Source organism: Paenibacillus cineris (genome assembly GCF_018333335.1).
Taxonomy (GTDB): Bacteria; Bacillota; Bacilli; order Paenibacillales; family Paenibacillaceae; genus Paenibacillus_AQ; species Paenibacillus_AQ favisporus.
Map to the genome: position 1 here is coordinate 1,658,192 of NZ_BORU01000001.1, position 23,600 is coordinate 1,681,791.

The 23,600-nt window shown below is 54.1% G+C and carries 23 protein-coding genes; 15 read left to right on the forward strand and 8 right to left on the reverse strand.

What is annotated here, in order from left to right; translation table 11 throughout:
* Positions 1–6 precede the first annotated feature (6 nt).
* Entirely contained in the window at positions 7–1,752 is a 1,746-nt protein-coding gene (locus KI379_RS08040; RefSeq protein ID WP_145023153.1) for an ABC transporter ATP-binding protein, read from the reverse strand.
* Between the two features lie 525 nt (positions 1,753–2,277).
* Here KI379_RS08040 and KI379_RS08045 point away from each other — a divergent pair.
* Entirely contained in the window at positions 2,278–2,598 is a 321-nt protein-coding gene (locus tag KI379_RS08045) for a HesB/YadR/YfhF family protein (RefSeq protein ID WP_212983247.1), read from the forward strand.
* A gap of 82 nt (positions 2,599–2,680) precedes the next feature.
* On the opposite strand, the gene KI379_RS08050 is transcribed toward KI379_RS08045, so the two are convergent.
* Both KI379_RS08050 and KI379_RS08055 read right to left on the reverse strand, forming a co-directional pair.
* Positions 2,681–2,872, reverse strand: coding sequence for a Beta-galactosidase C-terminal domain (locus KI379_RS08050; protein WP_212983248.1), 192 nt, complete (start codon positions 2,870–2,872; stop codon positions 2,681–2,683).
* A 31-nt stretch (positions 2,873–2,903) separates the two neighbouring features.
* The gene (locus tag KI379_RS08055) at positions 2,904–3,104 is read right to left on the reverse strand and encodes a hypothetical protein (RefSeq protein WP_212983249.1); all 201 of its coding nucleotides are present in this window, start codon (positions 3,102–3,104) and stop codon (positions 2,904–2,906) included.
* A gap of 214 nt (positions 3,105–3,318) precedes the next feature.
* Between KI379_RS08055 and KI379_RS08060 the strand changes: the two genes are divergently transcribed.
* From KI379_RS08060 to KI379_RS08085, 6 genes are all read left to right on the forward strand, one after another.
* A complete protein-coding gene (locus KI379_RS08060; protein ID WP_076167903.1) occupies positions 3,319–4,281 on the forward strand; it encodes an ABC transporter permease in 963 nt (320 codons plus the stop codon).
* A gap of 25 nt (positions 4,282–4,306) precedes the next feature.
* Complete coding sequence (locus KI379_RS08065) at positions 4,307–5,191, forward strand: carbohydrate ABC transporter permease (protein ID WP_076167901.1); 885 nt, start codon at positions 4,307–4,309, stop codon at positions 5,189–5,191.
* A 132-nt stretch (positions 5,192–5,323) separates the two neighbouring features.
* Complete coding sequence (locus KI379_RS08070; RefSeq protein ID WP_212983250.1) at positions 5,324–6,922, forward strand: extracellular solute-binding protein; 1,599 nt, start codon at positions 5,324–5,326, stop codon at positions 6,920–6,922.
* A 297-nt stretch (positions 6,923–7,219) separates the two neighbouring features.
* Positions 7,220–9,565: a helix-turn-helix domain-containing protein gene (locus KI379_RS08075; protein ID WP_244879358.1), complete on the forward strand. Its 2,346-nt coding sequence runs from the start codon at positions 7,220–7,222 to the stop codon at positions 9,563–9,565.
* Between the two features lie 288 nt (positions 9,566–9,853).
* Positions 9,854–12,457, forward strand: a complete 2,604-nt coding sequence (locus KI379_RS08080) for an exo-rhamnogalacturonan lyase family protein (protein WP_212983251.1) — start codon at positions 9,854–9,856, stop codon at positions 12,455–12,457.
* 54 nt (positions 12,458–12,511) lie between these two features.
* The gene (locus KI379_RS08085; RefSeq protein ID WP_212983252.1) at positions 12,512–13,246 is read left to right on the forward strand and encodes a DUF1961 family protein; all 735 of its coding nucleotides are present in this window, start codon (positions 12,512–12,514) and stop codon (positions 13,244–13,246) included.
* 148 nt (positions 13,247–13,394) lie between these two features.
* Here the strand turns inward: KI379_RS08085 and KI379_RS08090 are convergent, their stop codons facing one another.
* Positions 13,395–13,910 carry an ADP-heptose synthase gene (locus KI379_RS08090; RefSeq protein ID WP_076167894.1) on the reverse strand — a complete coding sequence of 172 codons (516 nt, stop codon included), beginning with the start codon at positions 13,908–13,910 and terminating at the stop codon, positions 13,395–13,397.
* 133 nt (positions 13,911–14,043) lie between these two features.
* Here KI379_RS08090 and KI379_RS08095 point away from each other — a divergent pair, with 133 nt between their 5' ends.
* Together KI379_RS08095 and KI379_RS08100 are read left to right on the forward strand one after the other, a co-directional pair.
* Positions 14,044–14,205 (forward strand): hypothetical protein, encoded by a 162-nt coding sequence (locus KI379_RS08095; RefSeq protein ID WP_212983253.1) that lies wholly within the window; start codon positions 14,044–14,046, stop codon positions 14,203–14,205.
* An 88-nt stretch (positions 14,206–14,293) separates the two neighbouring features.
* The gene (locus KI379_RS08100) at positions 14,294–16,042 is read left to right on the forward strand and encodes an ABC transporter ATP-binding protein (RefSeq protein ID WP_089546596.1); all 1,749 of its coding nucleotides are present in this window, start codon (positions 14,294–14,296) and stop codon (positions 16,040–16,042) included.
* Positions 16,043–16,124: 82 nt separating this feature from the next.
* Here KI379_RS08100 and KI379_RS08105 read toward each other — a convergent pair whose 3' ends face one another.
* Both KI379_RS08105 and KI379_RS08110 read right to left on the reverse strand, forming a co-directional pair.
* Positions 16,125–16,577 (reverse strand): DUF441 domain-containing protein, encoded by a 453-nt coding sequence (locus KI379_RS08105; RefSeq protein WP_076167888.1) that lies wholly within the window; start codon positions 16,575–16,577, stop codon positions 16,125–16,127.
* A gap of 75 nt (positions 16,578–16,652) precedes the next feature.
* Complete coding sequence (locus tag KI379_RS08110) at positions 16,653–17,642, reverse strand: YpdA family putative bacillithiol disulfide reductase (protein WP_076167886.1); 990 nt, start codon at positions 17,640–17,642, stop codon at positions 16,653–16,655.
* Between the two features lie 388 nt (positions 17,643–18,030).
* Between KI379_RS08110 and KI379_RS08115 the strand changes: the two genes are divergently transcribed.
* Together KI379_RS08115 and rsgA are read left to right on the forward strand one after the other, a co-directional pair.
* The gene (locus tag KI379_RS08115) at positions 18,031–18,366 is read left to right on the forward strand and encodes a DUF2087 domain-containing protein (RefSeq protein WP_244879216.1); all 336 of its coding nucleotides are present in this window, start codon (positions 18,031–18,033) and stop codon (positions 18,364–18,366) included.
* 436 nt (positions 18,367–18,802) lie between these two features.
* Positions 18,803–19,891 carry a ribosome small subunit-dependent GTPase A gene (gene rsgA / locus KI379_RS08120; protein ID WP_244879217.1) on the forward strand — a complete coding sequence of 363 codons (1,089 nt, stop codon included), beginning with the start codon at positions 18,803–18,805 and terminating at the stop codon, positions 19,889–19,891.
* A gap of 89 nt (positions 19,892–19,980) precedes the next feature.
* On the opposite strand, the gene KI379_RS08125 is transcribed toward rsgA, so the two are convergent.
* The gene (locus KI379_RS08125) at positions 19,981–20,607 is read right to left on the reverse strand and encodes an FMN-dependent NADH-azoreductase (RefSeq protein ID WP_076167880.1); all 627 of its coding nucleotides are present in this window, start codon (positions 20,605–20,607) and stop codon (positions 19,981–19,983) included.
* A gap of 211 nt (positions 20,608–20,818) precedes the next feature.
* Between KI379_RS08125 and KI379_RS08130 the strand changes: the two genes are divergently transcribed.
* From KI379_RS08130 to KI379_RS08140, 3 genes are all read left to right on the forward strand, one after another.
* Complete coding sequence (locus tag KI379_RS08130) at positions 20,819–21,346, forward strand: hypothetical protein (RefSeq protein ID WP_076167878.1); 528 nt, start codon at positions 20,819–20,821, stop codon at positions 21,344–21,346.
* A 97-nt stretch (positions 21,347–21,443) separates the two neighbouring features.
* Entirely contained in the window at positions 21,444–21,581 is a 138-nt protein-coding gene (locus KI379_RS08135) for a hypothetical protein (protein WP_163872756.1), read from the forward strand.
* Positions 21,582–21,797: 216 nt separating this feature from the next.
* Positions 21,798–22,463 carry an S-layer homology domain-containing protein gene (locus KI379_RS08140; protein ID WP_244879218.1) on the forward strand — a complete coding sequence of 222 codons (666 nt, stop codon included), beginning with the start codon at positions 21,798–21,800 and terminating at the stop codon, positions 22,461–22,463.
* Between the two features lie 21 nt (positions 22,464–22,484).
* Here the strand turns inward: KI379_RS08140 and KI379_RS08145 are convergent, their stop codons facing one another.
* On the reverse strand, positions 22,485–22,724 hold the full coding sequence (locus KI379_RS08145) for a hypothetical protein (protein WP_076167876.1): 240 nt from the start codon (positions 22,722–22,724) through the stop codon (positions 22,485–22,487).
* Between the two features lie 523 nt (positions 22,725–23,247).
* Here KI379_RS08145 and KI379_RS08150 point away from each other — a divergent pair.
* Positions 23,248–23,580 carry a hypothetical protein gene (locus KI379_RS08150; protein WP_076167874.1) on the forward strand — a complete coding sequence of 111 codons (333 nt, stop codon included), beginning with the start codon at positions 23,248–23,250 and terminating at the stop codon, positions 23,578–23,580.
* Positions 23,581–23,600 lie beyond the last annotated feature (20 nt).

Consider the following 23,600-nt stretch of genomic DNA (forward strand, 5'->3'; position numbering starts at 1 on the left):
TCATTTTTAAGTGGACAAATTGTTTTCGACCTGCTGCCGTTCAAACTGCTCGCGGTACCAGCCGCCTTTGGAGAGCAGCTGCGCGTGGGTTCCTTGTTCGACGATGGCTCCTTCATCCAGCACCACGATCCAGTCCGCATGTTCGATGGCGGACAGGCGGTGCGTGGAGATCAGCGTCGTTTTGCCGGAGCGCTGCTTGCGGATATTTTCGATGATCCGCGCCTCGGTCCGGGCGTCGACCGCGGAGAGGGCGTCATCGAGAATCAGGATCTCCGGATCGGAGATGAACGCTCGGGCCAGCGATACGCGCTGCTTCTGGCCGCCGGAAAGGGATACGCCTTTCTCGCCGACGAGGGTGTCAAGTCCGGCTGCAAGCGTGTGCAGGTCGTTGTCAAACGCAGCTGTCGCGATTGCTTCCATAATGATGTCGTCTTCGGCCTGGAATTTGCCGAACTGGATATTTTGCCGGACCGATTTAGAGAACAGAATTTGTTCCTGCGGAACATAGCCGATCCAGCTGTGAAGCTGGTTTTGGGTAATGCGCTCGATCGGAACCTCCGAGATCAGAATATCGCCTGTTCCCGTCGGATACTCGTGCAGCAGCTGCTTCAAGAGCGTCGACTTACCGCTGCCGGTGCGTCCCACGACGCCGAGCGTCTGACCTTTATGCAAGGTCAGGTTAATGTGCTTCAGATTGTCGACCGATGAGGTCGGATACCGGAACGTGACATCCCGCAGCTCAATCGTGTCGGGACGCTCTACCCGTACCGGATCGGGCGCATCCTGAACATCCGGCACGACCGATAACGTCTCATTGACCCGGTCGAGGGAGGCGCTGCCCCGCTGCATGACATTGATCAGCTCACCGATCGCAAACATCGGCCAGATCATCATCCCAAGGTACATATTGAACGATACGAGATCCCCCAGGGTAATTTGATTTTTAAAAACGAGATAAATGCCGAAAGCCAGGCCGATCACGTAGCTTGCGCCTACGCATAAGCGGATGGTCGGCTCGAACAGGGCGTCCAGCTTGGCGACCCGCATATTTTTGCGGTACACATCGTCCGTAATTTCCTTGAATCGGCGCTGGTCCTCACGCTCCTGAACGTACGCCCGGATGACACGCACTCCGGCGACCGACTCCAGCACCTGGTCATTCATATCGCCGAATGCGTCTTGAGCGGCCGTATACCGCTCGTGGATGACCTTGCCGTAAATTTTCATGGCCAAGGCGATAAACGGCAGCGGCAGGATGGCGGCGAGCGTCAGCTTCCAGCTGATGAGAAAGCCCATCGCCAGCAGCACGACGCTAAGGTACACCGTCGAGTCTGTCATCACAAGCATGCCGAAGCCCGCCGTGTTGGCGACGGAACGAAGGTCGTTGGTGGCTCTGGCCATCAAATCACCCGTCCGGTTCCGTTCGAAGAACGGAGGGACCATGCGCAGCAGCTGGTTCATGTAACGGGAACGCAGGATGCGCTCCACGAGGTTAGCGCCGCCGAACAGCTTGTGCATCCATATGTAGGTGATGATGTAAATCACGGTGAGCGTACCGAGAATCAGCACAATATACCGTGTCAGCGAAGTCCAGGTAATCGAGCCGCGGACGATTTCGTCGATGGCGTTTCCGAGAAAACGCGGGGGAAACAGCTCGCCGATTCCGCAGAGGATCAGCATGATCAAACCGATCAGGTAACGCTTCTTTTCCTGGCGGAAAAACCAGCCCAGGTTTTTAAGTACGGAAAACAAAACTTTCACTTCCTCTCATGTCTAAAATGCCGGCAGTTCTTGCTTGCGGAGTTCATGGAAAATTAAAAAAGGCATACCATCCGTAAACGGACGATATGCCTTGCAATCCTACATTTATCATGCGTACGGTTGAGTGTGAGCAGCCGTACCGCGGAAGGTTAATATTCAATGGCTCCAAGAGGCACGACTTCATCGCGCTCCTTAAGAAGGCCTCACCAGCAGGGCTGCTCCAGTATTCAATTGATAAAGATCTTGATGATGGTTGCGTGGATGAAAATTTATCATATTGAACACAGAACTCACCCTTTCTTGTTGATGTTGGTCTTGAGCCCGAACAGGGAGCACTTGCGTATCAAGGACACGACCTTGCCGGGTTCATTTGGGAATAAATTGAAAACGGATCTCGTATGCAGAAAATTTTATCATCGCGTCAAGAGAGCTGTCAATTTATATTTTCAGGAATCCGCAAAAAAATGTTATGATGTACTTATGAACTTACAGATTAGAGAGAGGGAGTGAAACCAGATGGAACTGCGGATCAGCCCAGACGCTGCACGCTGGTACAAACGAGAATTGAATTTGGCAGAGGGCGCTTCGCTTCGCTTTTTTCCCCGCTACAGCTCGGGCGGCGGACTGCATCCCGGATTTTCGCTCGGCATTTCCGTGGAGAACCCGGAGAATCCGGTGCTGAAGGAAGAGCTTGAGGGCGTCGCCTTTTTTATAGAGGAACAGGACACCTGGTATCTGCAAGGATACGATCTGGTCGTCAATTATTTGGCAGCTTACGATGACATTGAATATGTATATGAAGCGGAGCGGGAACATAACACTTCCGCCACTTCATAATGATGCTGAACCGGCCGCATCCGCTAAACCAAGCGAATGCGGCTTTTTTTATTGCAGGCTACAATGCATGGGGCCATTCACGTCACTTCTTGGAGGAGCCGGAGGGGAAGGCGATCATGCGGTATTCATAGCAGCCCACTTCCATCCGGCCTGCGGTGACACGCTCGCCGCTCAGCTTATCGAATCCTTCGCGAGGCAGCGTCACGCTCCCGCCTTCTCCGTTCATGTTGACGATGACCCATAACTCCCCCGTCTCCGATTCGCGCGGTGCCACATCGTGCCGGTCGTCACTTCCGCCATCCGCATTATTCCGCTTCTTTCCCGTAATGGATCAGCATCCGCTCCAGCATCTCGCTGCCTTCGTCTCCTGCAGGCAGCGTGCCGAGCAGCACGATTCTGCCTTGCCCCCGCTTCATTTCCGTCAGGAAGGACAAGCCCGGCGATGGACCGCCGATGAGCGTGCCGACGCTTTTCGCCTCCGCCGGCGCATATACGGAGCTCCACATAGAAGGGGGCCGCGGTGAAGGCAATCGGATATTTTTGCATGCGCGAATATGGCGGTATAACACTCTTTTGCCGGCTTTGCACTTTTTTAAAACATGCCGTAAACCCGCGCTCCGGGAGTCTTCAAAAATGTCTCATTGCCGGAAAAGAAAGTGCCGACTCATAATTAGGCCACAACGCTCGCGAGGCGATGAACACTTATGGAGGTGGAAAGCGATGGAGCAGGCGACGGCCCAAGGGAATCTTCCGCAAGCGTCCAAGCCGGCGGTTTACCGCACGAGCATCGCGGCCAGGCTGCGCAGGGACAAATGGTTATACCTGTTAATGCTCCCCGGCTTGCTTTATTTTTTGATTTTCAAATATGTGCCCATGTGGGGCGTGCTGCTGGCCTTTCAAAACTATCAGCCATTCACCGGGTTCTGGAAAAGCGAATGGGTGGGCTTCGAGCATTTCCGCCTTTTCTTTGAAAACCCCGAGTTTTTTATGCTGCTGCGCAATACACTGCTGCTGTCGTTTTACAATCTGGTTTTCTTCTTCCCGGCTCCGATCATATTGGCGCTCCTGCTGAACGAAGTCAGGCTTGCGTTCTTCAAGCGGACCATTCAAACGATGATCTACGTTCCGCATTTTATTTCGATGGTTATCGTGGCGAGCTTGACTTACGTGTTTCTGACGACGGAGGGCGGCACCGTCAATGAGCTGCTCTTCCAATATACGGGCAACAAAATCCAGTTTCTGTCCGATCCGTCATGGTTCAGGCCGATGATCATCCTGCAAACGATCTGGAAGGAATGCGGCTGGGGAACGATTATTTTCCTGGCGGCGCTGGCGGCCGTCGACGTGGAGCAGTATGAGGCCGCGACGATCGACGGAGCGAACCGCTGGCGGCAAATTTGGCATGTTACGCTGCCGGCGATCCGCAGCACGATCGTGATCCTGTTGATCCTGCGGATGGGCAGCGTGCTGGATAACGGCTTTGAGCAAATCTATTTGATGCTGAATCCGCTCAACCGCACGGTGGGCGAAGTGTTCGACACTTACGTGTACGCGATGGGCATTACGCAGGGCGCGTTCAGCTACAGTACGGCCGTCGGGCTGTTTAAATCGATCGTCGGCGTCACGCTCGTACTCGGCACGAACTGGCTGGCAAAAAAATTCGGCGAGTCCGGGCTGTACTAACCATTCAGAAAGGGGAAATCCATCCATGGCCAAGCAATACAGGACCGCGGCCGGCGTCACGTTCGACGTGGCTAACTATATCGTCCTGACGCTGTTCGGGCTGGCCGCCGTGCTTCCTTTCGTTTATGTCATCGCGGGTTCCTTCGCCTCGGACGCGGAGCTGACGCAGAGGGCGGTGTTTTTTATCCCGAAAACCTTCACCTTAGCGGCGTATGAGTTTATCTTTTCGACGGGCACGATCGTCAAAAGCATCGGCGTTTCCATTTACGTCACCGTCATCGGTACGCTCGTCAATCTGTTTTTTACGGTCACGATGGCCTATTCCTTGGCCAAGAGAGGACTTTACGGCCGCAATCTGGTGCTGAATCTCGTCATCTTCTCCATGCTGTTCGGCGGAGGGATGATTCCGACGTACCTGGTCGTCAAGGAGCTGCACCTGCTCGATTCGCTGTGGGCGCTCATGCTGCCTGGTGCAATCAGCGCGTTTAACCTGATCATCGTCAAAAACTTTTTTCAGGAAATTCCGAAGGAAATTGAGGAAGCGGGCCGCATCGACGGCTGCTCCGAGCTGGGCCTGTTATGGCGGATCGTACTGCCGCTTTCGATGCCCGTTCTCGCCACCTTCACCCTCTTTTACGCCGTGGGGCATTGGAACGATTTCTTTGCAGCGCTGCTGTATATTAACGATCCGGAAAAATGGCCGCTGCAGGTCATGCTGCGCCAGATCGTCCTGCTGTCACAGGCGGCTGCGGGCGATTTGAACTCGATGGACCCGAATTTTGTGAAACCGCCGGACCAATCGATCAAAATGGCCGTCATCGTTGTTGGCACGATTCCGATTCTGTGCGTGTATCCGTTCCTGCAAAAGCACTTCGCCAAAGGGGTTCTGTTGGGCTCGGTCAAAGGTTGAAGGTAAAAGTCAGGCTGTCCACCGTGTGATCCCGCCGAAATGCTCCGGAATTTATACACATCAGCACTGATTTTTCGCTTGGAGCCCGGGCGGTTTTGCAATATGATCTAACGTTAAAGGGAGGCTATTTTCGTGAAGAAAAAGAAAAAGCAAACGAAACGCGTGTCCACATTTCTCATTTTAAGCACGGTTTGCGCCGCAGCGCTCGCAGGCTGCTCATCCGGCAGCGGCAGCAGCAGCGAAGGCGCCTCGGGCGGCTCGTCCGCAGCTCCTTCTGCAAACGCTTCCGCGGAGGCGGAGAAGCCGCTTAAGCTGAACATTATGCTCCCGATTTTTAAAACGAATTATCCGAAGGATGACAGCCCCGTCGCCGCTGAGCTCGAGAAGCTGACGAACACGGACATCCATTTTGAATGGGTGCCGAACGCTTCATACGGCGATAAATTCAACATTACGCTTGCTTCCGGAAATCTGCCGAAAATCATTTACGTGCCCGATTCGAAGGGTCCGAGCTTCGTGAGCGCCGTAAAATCAGGGGCTTTTTGGGACCTGACCGACAAGCTGAAAAATTATCCAAACCTCAGTCAGGCCAATGAAGTCATTCTGAACAACTCCTCGATTAACGGCAAAACGTACGGTATTTACCGCGGGCGCGAGCTTGGCCGCAACGGCGTATATTACCGCCAGGATTGGCTGGAGAAGGTGGGCCTGCAGCAGCCGAAAACGATCGACGATTTCTATAACATGCTGAAGGCGTTTAAGGAGAAAGATCCGGACGGCAACGGTAAGGACGACACGTACGGTCTGGTGATGGTCAAATGGACGGCAGGCTGGGGAGCCGGTTTCGACCAGATCAAGCTGTGGTTCGGCGCGCCGAACGTGTGGGGCGAAAAGGACGGCAAGCTGGTGCCGGAATTCGAATACGACGAATATTTCGAAGCGCTCAAGTTTATGAAGAAGCTGTATGACGAGAAGCTCGTCAATCAGGATTTCGCCGTGATGGATTCGGCCAAGTGGACGGATCCGCTGGTGAATGGCCAAGCCGGCGCCATTATCGACGTCGTGGACGGAGCGGCCCGCGCCGACGACAAGATTCATGCCACGCTTAAAGACGCGGGCAAAGAGGATTCCAGGGAGCAGTACGTGGATGTGTTCGGGGCCGTCACCGGTCCGGACGGACAAATTCATACGCTGCCGACTTCCGGTTTTGCCGGCCTGCTGGCCATCCCGAAATCGAGCGTTAAGAGCGAAGAAGAGGTCGACCGCATCCTGAAGTTTCTCGACCAGCTGAACGAACCGGACCTGCAGACGCTGACCAGCTTCGGGCTTGAAGGCAAACATTACAAGAAGATCGACGACAAGACGCTGGAGAGAAGCTCGGACTCGGTGCTGCTCGAGTCGGAAGTCGAAGGGCTGAATCAGATGGTGCCGTACATTCCGGAAGGCAAAGGGCTCCAGGTGGCCCAAACGCCGCTTCGCTTAAAGCAGACGGAGGTTCAATTGAAAAACCGGGACACGATCGTCGCCAATCCGGCGGAGCCGTTCATTTCCGAAGTGTACGCGCAAAAAGGGCAGCAGCTTGGCAACATCATTAACGATGCCCGGATCAAATTTATCGTCGGCCAGATCGACGAGAAGGGCTGGCGCGATGCGATCGAGCTGTGGAAAAAATCGGGCGGCGACGATTATGTGAAGGAAATCAACGAGCTGTACGCCGCCTCGAAGTCCTGACCGGCCCCAGCGTAAGAGACCAGTGCGGCTGTCCCAAGAGACGGCCGCCTGGGATACATAGGTCGAGCAGTGGTCGGCGGAGGCTGATTTCACAGCAACAAGCAGAAAGCCCCACGTCGTGGGGTTATTTCCGTATCCCCGGTTATTTGAACGAATTTCTCGGATTTCATGCTGGACATACCCGTGGTGCAGAGGGTACTGTTTTCTAAAGGGTTTTTATGTATGGTTAATTGTATACGCTTACATATTTGAAGGGCATAAGGCTCGCCATAAAGGCGGGGACGACAAATTTTGGATATGGTTGGTGAGCTGACGATGATTGGATGGAAGTCGCTAATGGCCCGCTTATCTGGCGGCGGATCGGGCAGCTTTTACAGAAGGAGCCTGATTATGTTCTTGGTTGTGGCTGGCATCCCCGGGATCATCACCGGGATTCTTGTGTACTCCATGGCTGGCGGAAGGCTGGAGAAGGAACTGCTGAAGCTCCATAATGACCAGATCGAACAGCGGTCGCTGAACATGGATAAGCAGCTGTCCAACCTGGAAATGATGCTGGCGCACTGGGCGTTCGACTCGCGCTTTGATGAATCGCTGAGGGGCCACGACTTCGTGCGAGACTTTGAAAAAACGCGGGACATCACGAACACGCTGCTGGTGATGCAGGGCTCCAATACGATGATCCATAACGTCAGCCTTTATTTGCGCGGAGACCAGCCGATATTGTTTTATCCGGAATACTCCGCCTTGAATGACCGGAAGCTCATCTCCCGGTACGAACGTCTGATGGACGCAGGAAAGACGACGTATTGGACACAGCAGGCGCTTGACCCTGATCAGCAGGAAAAGCGGGAATTGACGTTTGTGCATCTCATCCCGGGGGGCAGCTCAAATCCGCTCGGGGCTTTGATCGTCAGGCTGGACAACGATCAAGTGGCGGAGGTGCTGAGGACGTTGACTCCTTATGCTGACGGGGAGAACTTTCTGATGGAAGCGGGCGGCGGCCTCTACGTTTCCGCTAACGGCAACCGGATGGATTCGCCTTTTGTCAAGGCGGTCCGCGGTGAAGTGGAATCCGAGGGGAAGGCCCGAGGGTCCTTTCTCTTTGAATGGAACGGCAAAACCTATGCGGTCACGTACGGTTATTTCGCACGCATCATGGACAACTGGCTGTATGTGTCGGCCTCGCCGATTACGAACATTACGGCCCCGGTCGTGCTGATATCCAAAGTCATTCTGGCCGTCAGCGCAAGTGCTCTCCTGTTGGCGGTGCTGCTGGCGTGGCTCGCCTCGAAGCGGATGTATTCGCCGGTCAAACGGCTGATGGCGAATTTGCAGCCGCACGCTTCCTTAGCGGGAATGGGCGGCGTCGACGAATTTGCCATCATCGAGCGGCAGTGGCAGCACTTAAGCCGGGAGAGCCGGGAGCTGAACGCCAAGCTGCTGGAGCAGCTGTCCCACGTGAAGGAAAGCTTTCTCCATCAGCTGCTGCAGGGGTATTTGTACGCCTACTCGGAGGAGGATCTGCGCTCGCGTATGGAACGATACAGATGGCAGGTGCACGGCAAGCAGTTCGTCGTGCTGTACGTTCATTTGACGGGCATTGCTGCCATGGAGGGGAAATTCAAGTTCGGGGACGAGGGACTGGTCACTTTTGCGTCAGTCAACATGATTGAAGAGCTGGCAGCCGCGCATTTCGAGCAGAGCAGTACGATCAATTTCCACGATCTCGGATCGGGCGTGCTGCTGATCCTGCCGGAAGGCGAGCCGTGTACAGAGCCGATCAAGGTGTTCAGCGAGGAACTGACGCAAGCGGTCAACCGGCTGCTCAACATGCGCGTCACCATCGCCGTCAGCCGGACCATGAACCGCATCAGCGACATCCCGCTCGCCTTTGAAGGGGTGAAGCATGCCGCAAGCTTCCGCAACTTCGAGCATGACAATCAGATCATCGAGATGGAACAGCTGAACTACGAAGACGGGGCCGAGCCTCCGTATCCGTTTACGCTGGAGCGGGAGTTCCTGCAGGCGCTTCGCACCGGACAGGAAGCGGATGCACGGGCTCTGCTCGCCGATTTTCAGGATGCGCTGTCCGTACAAGGAGCGAAGGCGATCGATGTCCAGCAGGGAATGCTCCATCTGCTTGGATCCGTACAGCACGCGATCCTTGTATCCGGCATCCAGCCGAACCGGCTGTTCAAAGGCGCCAACTTGTATGAGCAGCTCTCGCAGATGAAAGAGCCGGCCGCCTTCCGGGACTGGTTCGAGGCGAAGGTCATCGCTCCGTTCATGCAGGAGCTGACGAACCGGTCGGACTGCCAGGTCAAACAGCTGATGGAGCAGGCGATGATCTACATGCAGCAGAACTACATGCTCGATATTTCGCTCGATAACTGCGCCGACCATATCGGCACGAATCCTTTTTTTCTGAGCAAGTCGTTTAAGCGGGTTACCGGCAAAAACTTTATCGATTATTTGACCGAGCTGCGCCTGGAAAAAGCGAAGGAGCTGCTGCGGGAATCGGAGCTGAAGATCAACACCGTCGCCGAGCAGGTCGGCTACCAGCACAGCTATTTTAATCGGATCTTTAAAAAGCTAGAAGGGATGACGCCAACCCGCTACCGTGAGCTGAGCCGGGCGGAATAGGCATCAGCGATGCAGTACGGGAAGAAGCCGGCAGCGGTTCAACAGGAAACCGCTGCCGGCTTTTTATGCTGCTGCCAGTTCGCGGAACCCCGCCAAGCACACTATTTCAGGATGCATTCCCCCGGTTGCCCGCCCTCCTGCAAGAATGTGCAAGCCGGGTGAAAACGTGCAATGCTGCCGCATCGGGCCCGCCAAGAAAGTGTCATTGCCGGGAAAACGGCCGTTCTCTACACTGAAGGCGTGATGACAAAAGCGGAAGCAAACGAATTGCCAAAAGGAGATGAGTCCATGAACGAAACCCGAGTAAACGTACGTTGGCTGAAGGACAGCCCGACGGTTCCGGCCGGGGTAACCTGGGGGATGCCGTGGAAGGAAGGACAGCTGCAGAGAGACGAGCCGCTGGCACTGCAGGCTCAAGAGGGTGGTGAAGCTCCCACCCTGCAGAGCTGGCCGGCCGCGTATTGGCCGGACGGCAGTGTCAAATGGACGGCGCATGCGGCCGTTTTTCCCGCGGGAGTACGCTCTAGCTATGCCGTCGTGAAAGGGGGAGCCGGACAAGCGGCATCGGCGCCTTCGTTGTCCGTTAGCGAGACGGATGAAGGCATCCATGTGGACACGGTGGCGTTTTCTTTTCATATTCCGAAGAGCGGCAGCCGGATTATAGGCAGCATACACCGGGGCGGGATTCTCGTCTGCTCCGGCGGCGAACTGGTCGCCATCAAGGAAAGCGTGAGCGAGCTGACCGGCGTGCGCACGATCCGGGAGGAGCGGTATCAATCCCGGATTTATTCTGCGAAGGTGGAGCAGGCTGGTCCGGTGAGAGCGGTCGTCAAGCTGACGGGCCGGCACCGCGCTGTCAACGGGACCGGGGAGTGGCTGCCGTTTTCGCTTCGGCTATACGCTTACGCGGGGCTGGAGTCCATCCGGATCGTGCACACGTTTTTTTACGACGGCAATCCGAACGAAGACTTCGTGAAGGGGCTCGGCATCCGTTTCGCGCTGCCGATGCGGGAGAAGCTCTATAACCGCCATGTCCGGTTCGCCGGCGATACCGGCTTTTTGAGCGAGTCGCCGAAGACGCTGCATACGCGCCGGACGAAAGGCAAATACATGGAGCTGTTCAAGCGACAGCTGGATGGCCATCCGCTGACCGGTGAACAAATGGACGACGATTATTTTATGAACCTGCTGGACGAATCGGCTTGCTGGGACAGCTTTAAGCTGGCACAGCTCTCGGCCGATCATTACCGGATGGCCAAGCGGACACAGCCCGGCTGCAGTTGGGTCAAAGCCGCCGAAGGCCGCAGAGCGCGAGGCGTCGCCTACGTCGGCAGTCCAGGCGGGGGGCTGGCGCTGGCCATGCGCCATTTTTGGCAAAAGCACCCCGCCGGCATGGAAGCGCACGGGCTAACGGGAGACGAGGCGCAGCTGACCGCCTGGTTCTGGTCGCCGGAAGCTCCCGCCATGGATATGCGCCATTACGATGCGAAGACTCATGTCGAATCGTCGTACGAAGGCGCGGAGGAGATGAGGGCGACCCCTTACGGCGTCGCGAACACGAGTGAGCTGACGATCTGGTGCCGCGAATCGACTCCTTCGCCGGCGGAACTGGAGGCTTACGCAGCGTATAACGAATCACCTCCGCAGCTTGCGTGCGACCCCGACTACCTACACAGCCAGGGTGCATTCGGCATCTGGAGCCTGCCGGACCGGGGGACACCGGTCAAAGCACGTCTTGAAGAGAGGCTGGACGGCATCATCGCTTTCTACCAAAGGGAGGTGGAACAGCGGCGCTGGTACGGATTCTGGGATTACGGCGATTTCATGCACAGCTACGATCCGGCCCGTCACGTCTGGAACTACGACCTGGGCGGGTGCGCGTGGCAGAATACGGAGCTGGTTCCGAACATGTGGCTGTGGCTGATGTTTTTGCGCTCGGGACGCGAAGATATTTTCCGGATGGCGGAAGCGATGACGCGGCATACGAGCGAGGTCGACGTATACCATTTCGGTGAATACGCCGGTCTCGGCTCACGGCACAACGTCGTCCATTGGGGCTGCGGCTGCAAGGAAGCCCGGATCGGTATGGCCGGCCTGCACCGGTACTACTACTATTTGACGGGGGACGAACGGATCGGAGACATGATGGACGAGGCGAAGGACGCCGATTATACGACTGTTCACATCGACCCGATGCGGGCCTATTTTCCGAAAGACGAGCACAAGACGCATATCCGGGTCGGTCCGGACTGGGCCGCCTTCAGTTCAAACTGGATGACCCGCTGGGAGCGGCGGGAGGATTCATTCTACCGCGATAAGCTGCTGACCGGCATTGCATGCATTAAGCAGGCCAATTACGGCCTGATTTCCGGCCCGACCTATGGCTACGATCCGCAAACCGGCGTGCTGACGCCGATGGGCGACGACAACTGGGGCCGCCATCTGGCCCTCTGCATGGGAGCGCCGCAGGTGTGGTTCGAACTGTCCGCCATGCTGAAGGATGAAGAGTGGAACGAAATGATGGCCGATTTCGGCATTTTTTATAATCTCTCACAGGATGAAAAGGACCAGATCACAGGCGGGGCCATCAGCACGCAGCGGTTTGAGCATCCGGTGCTGACATTGGCGCTCGTTGCGTATGGGGCTTGGTACCGGAAGGATCAACGGACGGCTGATTTTGCCTGGTCGACGCTCTTGGCGCACCGGTTTGCCTGTACGGACCTTGAGAAAGACGCCGCTGCCGTCACTTACGTTTACGAGCTGCGCGAGTTTGACTGGATGAACACGAACGAGGCGTCGCAGTGGTCGCTGAATACGATCATCAGCCTGGCGCTGATCCCGGACGCTCTCCCGGAGGAGGCGGTATCGGCCGGGCAGAAAGCGCAGGTATGACGGCTCAATGAGGAGGCCACTCCGGCCTCCCTTGGAAGGAGGTACGCACATTCGATGCATACGGATCCATCGACCTGGAGCGGGAACACACAGGACACCCGCAGCCCGCTTATTCCTGAAGGGTGGGACAGGATTTACAACAATCCGCTCGCGAAGCCGGAGCATGCTGCCGGGTTTCGCATGGAGGGAGAGGCTGCCGTCACGTTTCCGTTGGGCCGGATGCGGCTCGAGAGTGTGCTGGACGAGGCCGAGGGGCAGCGCGCCAATTTTGTGCTGTGGTGCCCGGAGGATTTTCCGGCAGAGGCCGCCATGTCCTGGGATTTTTGGCCGGTGCGCGAGCCGGGCCTCGCGATCATGTTTTTCAGCGCAAGCGGCAGGGAGGGCATGGATTTGTTCGACCCTTCGTTCAAGCCGCGAACGGGAGAATACGATCAGTATCATCATGGCGATCTGAACGCCTTTCACGTGTCTTACTTCCGGAGGAAATGGACGGAGGAGCGAAGGTTTCAGACATGTAATTTGCGCAAAAGCTACGGCTTTCATCTAGTCGCGCAAGGGGCCGACCCCATTCCAGGCGTGATGGATGCGGCCGGCCCTTACCGGATGCTGATCGTCAAGGAGGGGAGGCGCATTACCTTTGCCGTCAACGATCTCCCCTTGTTCGTGTGGGAAGACGACGGAGTGTCCTACGGACCGCCGCTTGGAGGCGGCAAACTTGGCTTCCGCCAGATGGCGCCGCTGATTGCCGAGTATGCCAATTTAACCGTATATGCCAAAAGCGATCCTTAACCGGCGCATCCTGATAGATCAGGTCGCTGGATGCTTATGGATTGGGCTTTGTGGAGGGCTGTCCGTAAAATTGGGGCGGCGCAAATCCAGACAAAACAAAAACTCCTTTCCGCCTGGAAAGGAGTTTTTGCTGCTGATCGAGACTTTATTAAATGTGCTGCGTATAGTTATCAGTTTCCACCGCAAACTGAAAATCCTCGATATCAAAAACATGCACAGGCACAGCAGCCTCGACGATCCGCTGGATCAGCTCGATCTGATCGGTAAGCACCGGGGCTTCCTCCCGCTGCGAGGACAGCAGCAGCTCCGTCTCAACCGGGTCGAACAGCTCACCATAGGGAGCGGTGTCCATCGCGTTGATGACCGTAATCCGCGCCGATTCGCCAAGGAGGATCGAAGGACTCTTGGCCCAAGGCATATGGAGCGCTTTCTGAATTTTTTTCTTGTTCAGCGGTTCCTCGAAATAGGCGGTCAGCTCCTTGATTCTGGCCTTTACGTACCTGTCATCCTCCGCAGAGCTCATCAGCGGCTCGTCGCTGTCCTGAAGCTCATACAGCTCCAGCAGGCTGGTATAAGGCACGATATATTCAACCGGGACGCTCGTCTGGAGCAATTCTCCATAGATCGCCACCATGACCGCTTCTGTAACGAATTGTCTAGACATCAAGAACCTCCTGAATCCTAAGTATCTAACCCAAGCTGACCTTGCCGGGATAATGTATAATGATCGATACAGGAACAAAGTCCGATCTTACATTTAAGGATATCTAATCATTGAAGGGGGGAAATGTCAACTCATGAGCGTCAGGAAAAGGCAATTCAGCCCGGATCGGACCGATTATGGCCGCTGCTTTCCCGCCGGGGGGGGGGAGGAGCGCTTCGGTTTGCCGCATGCCGCGGCCGGGCGGATGGGTTCCTGGTGCCAAGCAGCGGATGCGGCTGACCTGAACAAGGTATGATATAAGAGGCGTCCGGATTGCCGGCGCATATTCGCCTCTACCCACGCCATTAGCCTGATTGACAGCCAGAAAGGAGAGGGAATGTTTTTTGGAATACTGGAAAGCTTATTACCGGTTTGTTAAACCTTATACGAAATGGATTATTTGTACGCTGATCATCGGCATGATCAAATTCGGCATCCCTTTGACGCTGCCGATGATTCTCAAATATGTAGTGGATGACCTGCTGCTTAACCCGAAAATGACGGTATCGGAGCAGGTTACCCGGTTGTTTCTCATTTTAGGGGGCGCGCTCGTCCTGTTTATTATCGTGCGGGGGCCGGTCGAATATTTACGGCAGTATTTTGCCCAACTGATCACGAGCCGGATTTTGTTCGACATGCGGAACCGCCTGTATGCGCACCTGCAGCGCCTGTCGCTCCGCTACTACCAAAATACAAAGGTAGGCGAGGCCATCTCTCGTTTTATCAACGACGTGGAGCAGACGAAAAATATCGTTGAGGTCGGCATGATGAACATCTGGCTGGACATGTTCACGCTGCTGATTGTGCTGGGGGTGATGCTGTACCTGAACCCGGTGCTGACCCTGGTGTCCATCGCCATTCTTCCGCTTTACGGGATCGCGGTCAATGTGCTGTATAAGCGTCTCAAGAAGCTCACCAAGGACCGTTCTCAGGCGCTTGCCGGCATTCAGGCGTATTTGCATGAACGGATTCAGGGGATTTCCGTAATCCGCAGCTTTACCCTCGAGCGCTTCGATCATAAGCAGTTTACGGGCATCAACCAGAATTTCCTGAACAAAGCGCTGGCGCAGACGAGATGGAACGCGCTAACGTTCTCGATCATCAACACACTGACGGATATCGCCCCGCTGCTTGTGATCGGGTACGGCGGCTACCGGGTGATCCATCATGATTTGACCCTGGGCACGTTTGTCGCCTTTTTCGGCTATCTGGACAGGCTGTATGCGCCTCTCAAGCGTTTGATTAACTCCTCCTCGGTGCTGACGCAGGCCTCCGCCTCGCTGGAAAGAGTGATGGAATTGCTGAAGGAGCCGTACGATATTGTCGATGCGCCGGACGCGAAAACCCTTCAGGGGCCGGTTCAGCATATTTCGTTTGACGAGGTGTGGTTTAAATACAATGAGGGCAGCGACTGGGTGCTCAAGGATATCAGCCTCGATATCAAGCACGGACAGACCGTCGCTTTCGTCGGTATGAGCGGAGGCGGCAAATCGAGCCTCATTTCGCTGATCCCGAGATTTTATGACATTCAGCAGGGCAGCGTGTCCATTAACGGGCAGGATATCCGGAAGCTGACCCTTGAAAGCCTGCGGGGTTCAATCGGTATGGTGCTGCAGGATAACTTCCTGTTCAGCGGGTCGGTAAAGGATAACATTCTGATCGGCAACCCCGAGGCGAGCATGGACGAGATTCAAGCGGCTGCGGTTTCGGCCAACGCCCATGACTTTATCATGAATCTGCCGGACGGGTATGAGACGGAAGTCGGGGAACGGGGCGTCAAGCTGTCCGGGGGGCAGAAGCAGCGCCTGGCCATCGCCCGCGTTTTTTTGAAAAATCCGGAAATTCTGGTGCTGGACGAGGCAACCTCCGCACTGGACCTGGAGTCCGAGCATCTCATTCAGCAGGCACTGCAATCGCTGGCTTCAAACCGGACGACGCTGATCGTCGCCCATCGGCTCTCCACGATCACCCACGCGGACCAAATTGTCGTGATGGAGCACGGGATGATTACGGAGCAGGGAACGCATGCCGAACTGATGGCTTTGGACGGAAGTTATGCACGGCTGTATAATGTGCAGCACCTGGAGGTGTAAACAAAAAAAGAAGAAACCCATGTCTTCAAAAGACCGGGTCTCTTAACATTCGGAAGAGGCGTCCATAGCGGGCGCCTCTTTTTTAACTTTTGCCGATCAGCAGGGACAACAGCCCGGCCGCAATCAAAGGCCCTACCGGAACGCCCTTGAACAAGGCGACGCCAAGTACCGTTCCGACGAGCAGGCCGGCGACGATGGTCGGATTGGCCGACATCAGGGAGGCACCGCGGCCGCCAAGATAAGCGACCAGCATCCCGATGGCGATCGCCAGCAGGGACTTCCAGTTCAGAAAGGAGCTTCCGAGCATTTGCAGGCTCATTTTTCCGCTGGCCACCGGAGTCATGACGCCGATGGTCAGGATAATGATGCCCAGTGTCAGCCCGTACTTCTCCAGCCAGGGAAACGCCTGCTGTAAATGCAGCACCCGCAGCAGCAGCAGGATGGTCATCGCCACGGTAATGGTCGTGTTGCTGCTGATTATGCCGAGGGCGGCGAGAATCAGCAGGATCAGTGATGTAAAATCCGTACGGAACATCTCCTTTCATTGGCAGCCTAAAGTACGCCTTTTTTTGATGTATATGACGACGCGGACTGTCTGCTGTGAAAATTGTTATTGATGAGATGCCCGAACAGCGGCGATATGCTCGGCAATCAGCCCGCCGTGCTTTCGGCCGGTTTCGATAAAGACCTCGTTCGCATTGCGGCCGGACGCGATGACGCCTGCCACGTAGAGTCCGGGCACATTGCTCTCCATCGTTTCCGGGTTAAACAGCGGCTTCTCCATATCCCCGTCCAGCTCGACGCCGCAGGAAGCAAGCAGCTTCCGGTCCGGCCGGAATCCGGTTAAGGCAAGCACAAAATCGTTATCGATTTCGGTCGTATGCCCGTCTTTATCCTGGATAGTGATGGACGACTCCCGAATTTCGGTGACCTTGGATTGCACGTGGACCTCTATTTTCCCCTTTTTCACCATCGCTTCAAACACCGGGCGCACCCACGGCTTGATGTTCTCGGAAACCTCCTCGCCCCGGTAGACCATATGGATATTCGCCCCAACGCGAATCAGTTCCATGGCTGCGTCAACCGCCGAGTTGCTGCCGCCGATGATCGCCACGTTCATCCCGGTATAGGGATGGGCTTCACGGAAGTAATGTGTAACTTTATCCAGATCTTCCCCCGGTATGCCAATATAATTCGGGTGGTCGAAATAACCGGTGGAAATCACGACGTTTCTGGCTTCATATTGATGTTTTTGTCCGCTGCGGTCAACGGTATGTACCACAAAGGAATGATCCGGCTGTCGCTCCACGGACAGCGCTTCTTCGTACTGGGAGATGGACAAGTCATAATGATCCGCTACCTTGCGGTAGTAGGACAGGGCCTCGTACCGAAAAGGCTTCTCGTTCGGGGAAGGGAACGGCACATCACCGATCTCCAGCAGCTCCGCCGTACTGAAAAACTGCATGTGGGTCGGATACAGGTAAATGGAGTGGACCAAGCAGTGTTTTTCAATAATATGTGTCGATAGTCCGCGGCGTCCGCATTCGATGGCGGCCGATAGTCCGCATGGACCGGCTCCGATAATAATGACGTCTTGCATGAATTTCTCCTCCTCTGTCTATAAACCACTCACGTTTAATCGTATCGCAAATTTCCGGTAAAAACCACCATGGACAGCCAATAGAGATCCGCAAAAGGCGGCACATGGCTGATCTTTTTACGTGAACATGCTGCAAAGATAGTGTTTTTTACATGTGCCGTTGACAAATTCGTTTGAGCGACATAATATTAGATATATATTAAATTAGATGTTTATTAAAAATATGATTTCGGTATTTCGGCGGGTTCTCCGGCTTGATGGCAGGAGATCATTTGCAGCCCGGTTCCTTCCGGAAAGCGCTCGGTATATTTTACCCAACCTTTCGCGGGATTTATCAAAGGAGGTCCGGCCGAACATCGAATGAGCAATGAGGGGAGATGACATGTATATGAGTAAAGCAGACGAAATGCAGAAGGGAACCTCCGATCCGGTGAACGAGGCCATGAAGGCGGCGGTGTTGAGAAACTTTTTTGCGGCGGACGGGAGGCTGGCGCAAATACCAGCCCAGTACAAGAAGAAATTGATCGCCATGCAGCATCTGGTGGAGAAGCTTGAGCCGGGGCGCCGTTACACTGAGAAAGAAATCAACGTGTTTATACAGCAGTTTCATGATGATTACGCAACGATCCGTCGCGAGTTTATCATTCACCGGTACATGTCTCGGGATAACGACATTTATGAAATGAACCCCCGGGACCAATGGACGAAGTGGGAGCAGGTTTGATCCCGTCCGGAAATTAAGGCTTGACATGAAACAAGCATTCCGTATATGATGGCAGCAAATGACAGGAAAGGAGACGATATAAAATGATGAAGAGCATTGTATGGAACTGGACCCCTTTAACATTTTATATATGGTCTCCTTTGACGGCTGGATAATCGATCAGATTTGAGGACTCACGTCTGATCATACGGCATTTCATCAGCAGGCATGGTTTCATGTTTGCCGAATAAGCCGCGGAGACCTACATGGGTTGCCGCGGCTTTTTTGCGTTCGGTAACGTTTCGGTACGGCATCACAGATTTGGTATGCCTTTTTCCGGACGTTTCGTTTTGCGCATCAAAGGGAAATGCTCTCTGATTGATTCAGAAGTCATGCCCCCGGAGCCTAAGCTTCGGGGGCTTTTTGTCATTCATTCACAAATTGGAGGGATTTTTACTTGAATTTAGAGCATTATGGATGGAATACGGATTGGCAGCAGAAATGGCTGCAGCGAGATCGCAAACAGCACGTTCCCGGCCGCATCGTCAGCGACTTCGGTCAAATGTACCGGGTCTGGACCTCAGCCGGGGAAGTATGGGGAGAAGTATCGGGCAAGCTGAAGCATGAGCATCAGGACCGGAGTGAGCTGCCGGCTGTGGGCGACTGGGTGGAAGTTCAGGTGCTGGAGCAGGAGGAGCGGGTGATCATTCACAGCGTCTTGGAACGTAAAACCTGTATCTCTAGGCAGGCCGCAGGAGTCGCCACCGTGAATGAGCAGGTCATCGCCTCCAACGTCGATACGCTGTTTCTGGTCAGCTCGCTCAATGACGATTTTAACGTCAGGCGCATGGAAAGGTATTTGATCATGGCCTGGAACAGCGGCGTGACCCCGGTTATACTGCTCAGCAAGGCCGATCTATGCCCGGACGCGGAGCTGAAGGTCGCTGAGATGGAAGGGGCGGCGCCGGGGGTGCCGGTTCACGCCATCAGCGCGCTGGAAGATATGGGACGGGACATCGTCTCCGCTTACTTGGGCGAAGGGATCACCGTGGCGCTGACCGGCTCGTCCGGCTGCGGCAAATCGACCATCGTCAACTGGTTGTCCGAGGCCGGCGTGCAGAAGACTCAAGGGATCCGCGAAGATGACAGCCGCGGGCGCCATACGACGACGCACCGCCAGCTGTTCCTGCTGCCCCAAGGGGGCATCATGGCCGATACGCCTGGCATGCGGGAACTGCGGCTGTTCGAAGACGAAGGAGGCCTGGCCCAAGCGTTTTCCGACATCGAGGAGATCGGCGGCCGGTGCCGCTTTGCGGACTGCAAGCATGAAGGCGAGGCGGGATGCGCCGTCCGGGAAGCGGTGGAAGCAGGCGTACTGGAGGAGCGGCGGCTGTCCAATTACCACAAGACGCAGCGGGAGCTGAAGTTTCAAGCGGTAAAAGAAGCACGAAGCAGGCGCAAGGCTGATCCGAAGGGGCGGGGATCCAAAAGTGGGGCCCCGCGCAAATCCTCATCCTATTGGACGAAGCAGCTGATGGATGAATAAGTCAGCAAAAAACCACGATGGATACCATCGTGGTTTTTTGGGCTGGAGATTGTTGTCCAGCTTCAGTGCAAATCATTTTATAAGCAGGATTAGAAGTTCTTGGCGGCTTCGGCAGCTTTGGCTACACCGGCTTCAACCAATGCGGCAGCCTGATCCGGAAGCTGGTTATGGCCTTCAACGATAATGGTCGTTACATCTTTGACCCCGAACAGGCCCATGCTGCGCGAAACGAAGTTGACGGCCATTTCGCTGGCAGCGGCAGGGCCTTCGGAATAGATGCCGCCTCTCGCATTGAGGATAGCGACCTTCTTGTCGCCAGCCAGACCTACAGGGCCTTCCGGCGTATATTTAAAGGTTTTGCCTGCACGGTTCAGGTAGTCCAGGTACGAATGAAGCACAGCCGGAACGGTCATGTTCCACAGCGGGAAGCCGAAGACGATTTTGTCGGCGGCCAGGAACTGATCGAGGTAGCGGTCGGCGATCGCTGCCGCTTCACGTTCCTCCGGTGTCGTTTCGATGCCGTTAGCGGTTTTATACAGGCCGGTAATCGTCGTATGGTCGTAATAGCGCGGCTGCTCGGCGAACAGGTCCAGCTCCACGATTTCGTCCTCCGGATGAGCTGCCGTGTAGGAATCCTTGAAAGCATGATACAGCTTCACGCTGATCGCCTGGTCAATGGGACGGTTATTTGCTTTGATAAAAAGTACAGTAGACATGATGTAAACTCCTTTAAGTATAAAATAGTCACTAACTATGATAAATATAGTAGATTAAAATGTTTAAAAAGTCAAAAAAATATTTTTTTGAGCAGAAACAGATGTCGAATGATGACGAAAATATTTTTATGTAAAAGCGCTTTCTTTCCTGGTCATAATGGGACTAGTCATTCCAATATATAATAGTAAGGAACAGGGAGGTGGGGGAAGGATGGGCTTTTATCATCTGTTTTGGGGATTTTTGTTTTTGTTTGATTTCCAAATCAACGGTTTTGACATTTTACCCGACGTGATCGGCTATCTGCTGTTCTATGTCGGGCTGGCCAAGCTGAACCGGCGCTCCGAGCATTTTCGCAAAGCCGGGAACACGGCGGCTGTCCTGCTTGGTGTGTCCGCTCTTGCCCTTGTTTTGTCGGTCTTGCCCCGGGCTTCCGCTGCGATCGGAATTCCGCTGGGCCTGGTCATCCTCCTTCTGAATTTGTACATGGTGTTTCATATTTGTCAGGGAATCGGCGCTTTGGCTGGAAGGAGAGGTCTGTATCAGTTTCAAAGCATGGCTCTCCAGCGCTGGCGGTGGTATTTGCTGCTCGTGCCCGCGATGTTCGTCGTCCTGCTCATCGCTGCCCTGCTGCCTGCTGCGGCGCTCATTCTCGGGCTCGTGCTGATAGTGGCGTCTTTTGTCATAAATGTTCTAATGATGCTGCTGATGAGGGAAGCCGAGCATCACCTGCGCCGCTAGGCGCTGATTAAAGGCGGAAACGGCTGGGTATATATTCAAAACAGGAAGAAACTTCCTGGGTTTATAAGGAAAATTCAATGACAAGGAGAGGATGGGCATGTCCATTGACCGCTTTATTTTAAAAAAATTGGACTCCTGCCAAGAAGAACATACGCGCGCCAATCTAGTGCAGCTGTTCAAAATCCGCATCCAGAAAGCAGAAAGAGCAACCGGTTTCCATATGGGCAGACACTAGTTCATGACGATCAGGGGAGCCTTCACGGAATACTGGTTTACGATATCGATCTTTATCCTTTTGCAAGGTCCCCCGAAAATGCCGAAATACCTTTAATGAAGGAGCCCCACGTTGTGGGGTTATTTTGTGCCCTTTTACCCGTCTGTGCAACCTTTCTTTCCACCAAGCCGTCAAACAGATCAGATTGGAAAATATTACGCATGGAGTGGATGCATCGTGAACAAATTGCTGCAGGGAGCCGTTGTGATCGCGGCGCTGATCGGCCTGGCCGCTTCACCGTCGCAAACCTACGCGGACGATTCCTTTAAGGATTTAACCGGAGTCCAGGAGAAAGAAAAAATTGAGAGCCTTCATGCCCGTGGATTGGTACAGGGGATGACTGGCGACGAATTCCAGCCGCAAGCCGGTCTGACCGCGTCGCAAGGTGTGACGATGATCGTCAAGTCGCTGAAGCTGAATCTGGATGGCATCGCATTTATTAAGAAGCCGGAGGCAAAAGACGTGTTCACCCGCGTCGCCAATGACGCCTGGTACGCGCAGCCTTTTATCGTCGCCCATTATAATGAACTGGATATCCCGACTAGCATCGAACCCGGCCGGACGCTGACCCGTGAAGAGTTTATTCACTATCTGGTTCAGGGCATCGAGCGCACCGGGGCATATCCTTTGCCGAAAATATACATTCAAATTAAAGACGAGGCGAGCATTACCGGAGCTTATCAGGGGACGATCGAGCGGGCCCTGGTGTATAAGGTTGCGGCTTTGGATCCCGAGGGAAACATCCATCCGAAGACAACGATAACCCGTGCCGAGGCGGCAGCCATGATCTACGAGGCGGTTGCTTTTGTGGAGTCCCATCAGCAGGTGAAGTCCCAGCCTTAATATAAAAAAACACCATCCCTCTTAATAGAGGGACAGTGCTAGGGTGTCATTTTCGCTCTTGCTGTGAAGAATGGCTTCGGAACCTTCAATTTCAATGCTGATCAGCGAATTCAAGCATTTCTGAAGTGCTCTTTTTCCGTTTTGAATTTTATTTTCCAAGGTGCCACTCAGCAGCTTCATTATTTTCGAAACAGGTTGTTTGCAGTCGGTTGTAAAGTATACGGGAACTACTTTGTTTTGGAAGTTAATTAGTATTCTCATAGAAATCACCTCATTCGTGTTATTCCATACCTGTATTCTACCTGCCAAATATTAAAAAAACCTTAAAGAAAACTTATAAATAGTTAAATTGCACACAATTTTTCGGAAGTGAATATAATTAGAGGCTTCCGATTTTTTGTGTGTTTTCAAAACCTGCGGCCCTAAAAATACGCCTAAGGCTATAAATCTTTTAAGAGGGAACTTGCCTTTCTTGCATCTGCCTGTGAAACTGGGTATCAGGTATTATTTTCGGAGTGATAAAATAGGACCAGTATCTCCTTGAAAATGGATATAAATCAGTTACATACAGATAAATCCATCTAGAAATAGTACATAAGAACTATAAAACTATGGAACACCGAGAATTAAACTAGTTAAAATGTCACAAATTGACAGGATTATGCACTGATGTTACATTATCATAAGGTTACAAAGTTTTCATATTTTCGCTTGGGTCTGCTGAATGTTACTTCAACTACAATAAATAAGCTATTTCTACTATGGCAAGAAGGAGTGGACACCTTTGATTCTAACCGTGATGATCAGCGGCCAGGAAAGAGACTGGTTTGATGTCGAAGTGCCGGATGACTGCCCGGCGGCCCACCTAAAGGACATGCTGGGCGTTCGAATCTATGGGGAGGCTCCGCCTGAAGGCTCGCAATATATATTAGAAGGCAAATTTCCCGAGGGGCTCTGGTTCCCGGTAAAGGATGCCCAGGATGTAGCTGAAGCAGGACTTAGGGAAGGCTGTATGGTTCGAATCCAGCGGGCCTTTTCGACCACGACGGAAGAGGCGCCGAGCTTCGGCAGAAGAAATTTGTTTCAATATGAATGGAATCGGGTAATGGAAAGTTAAAAATGTTTTTTTTGGATTCC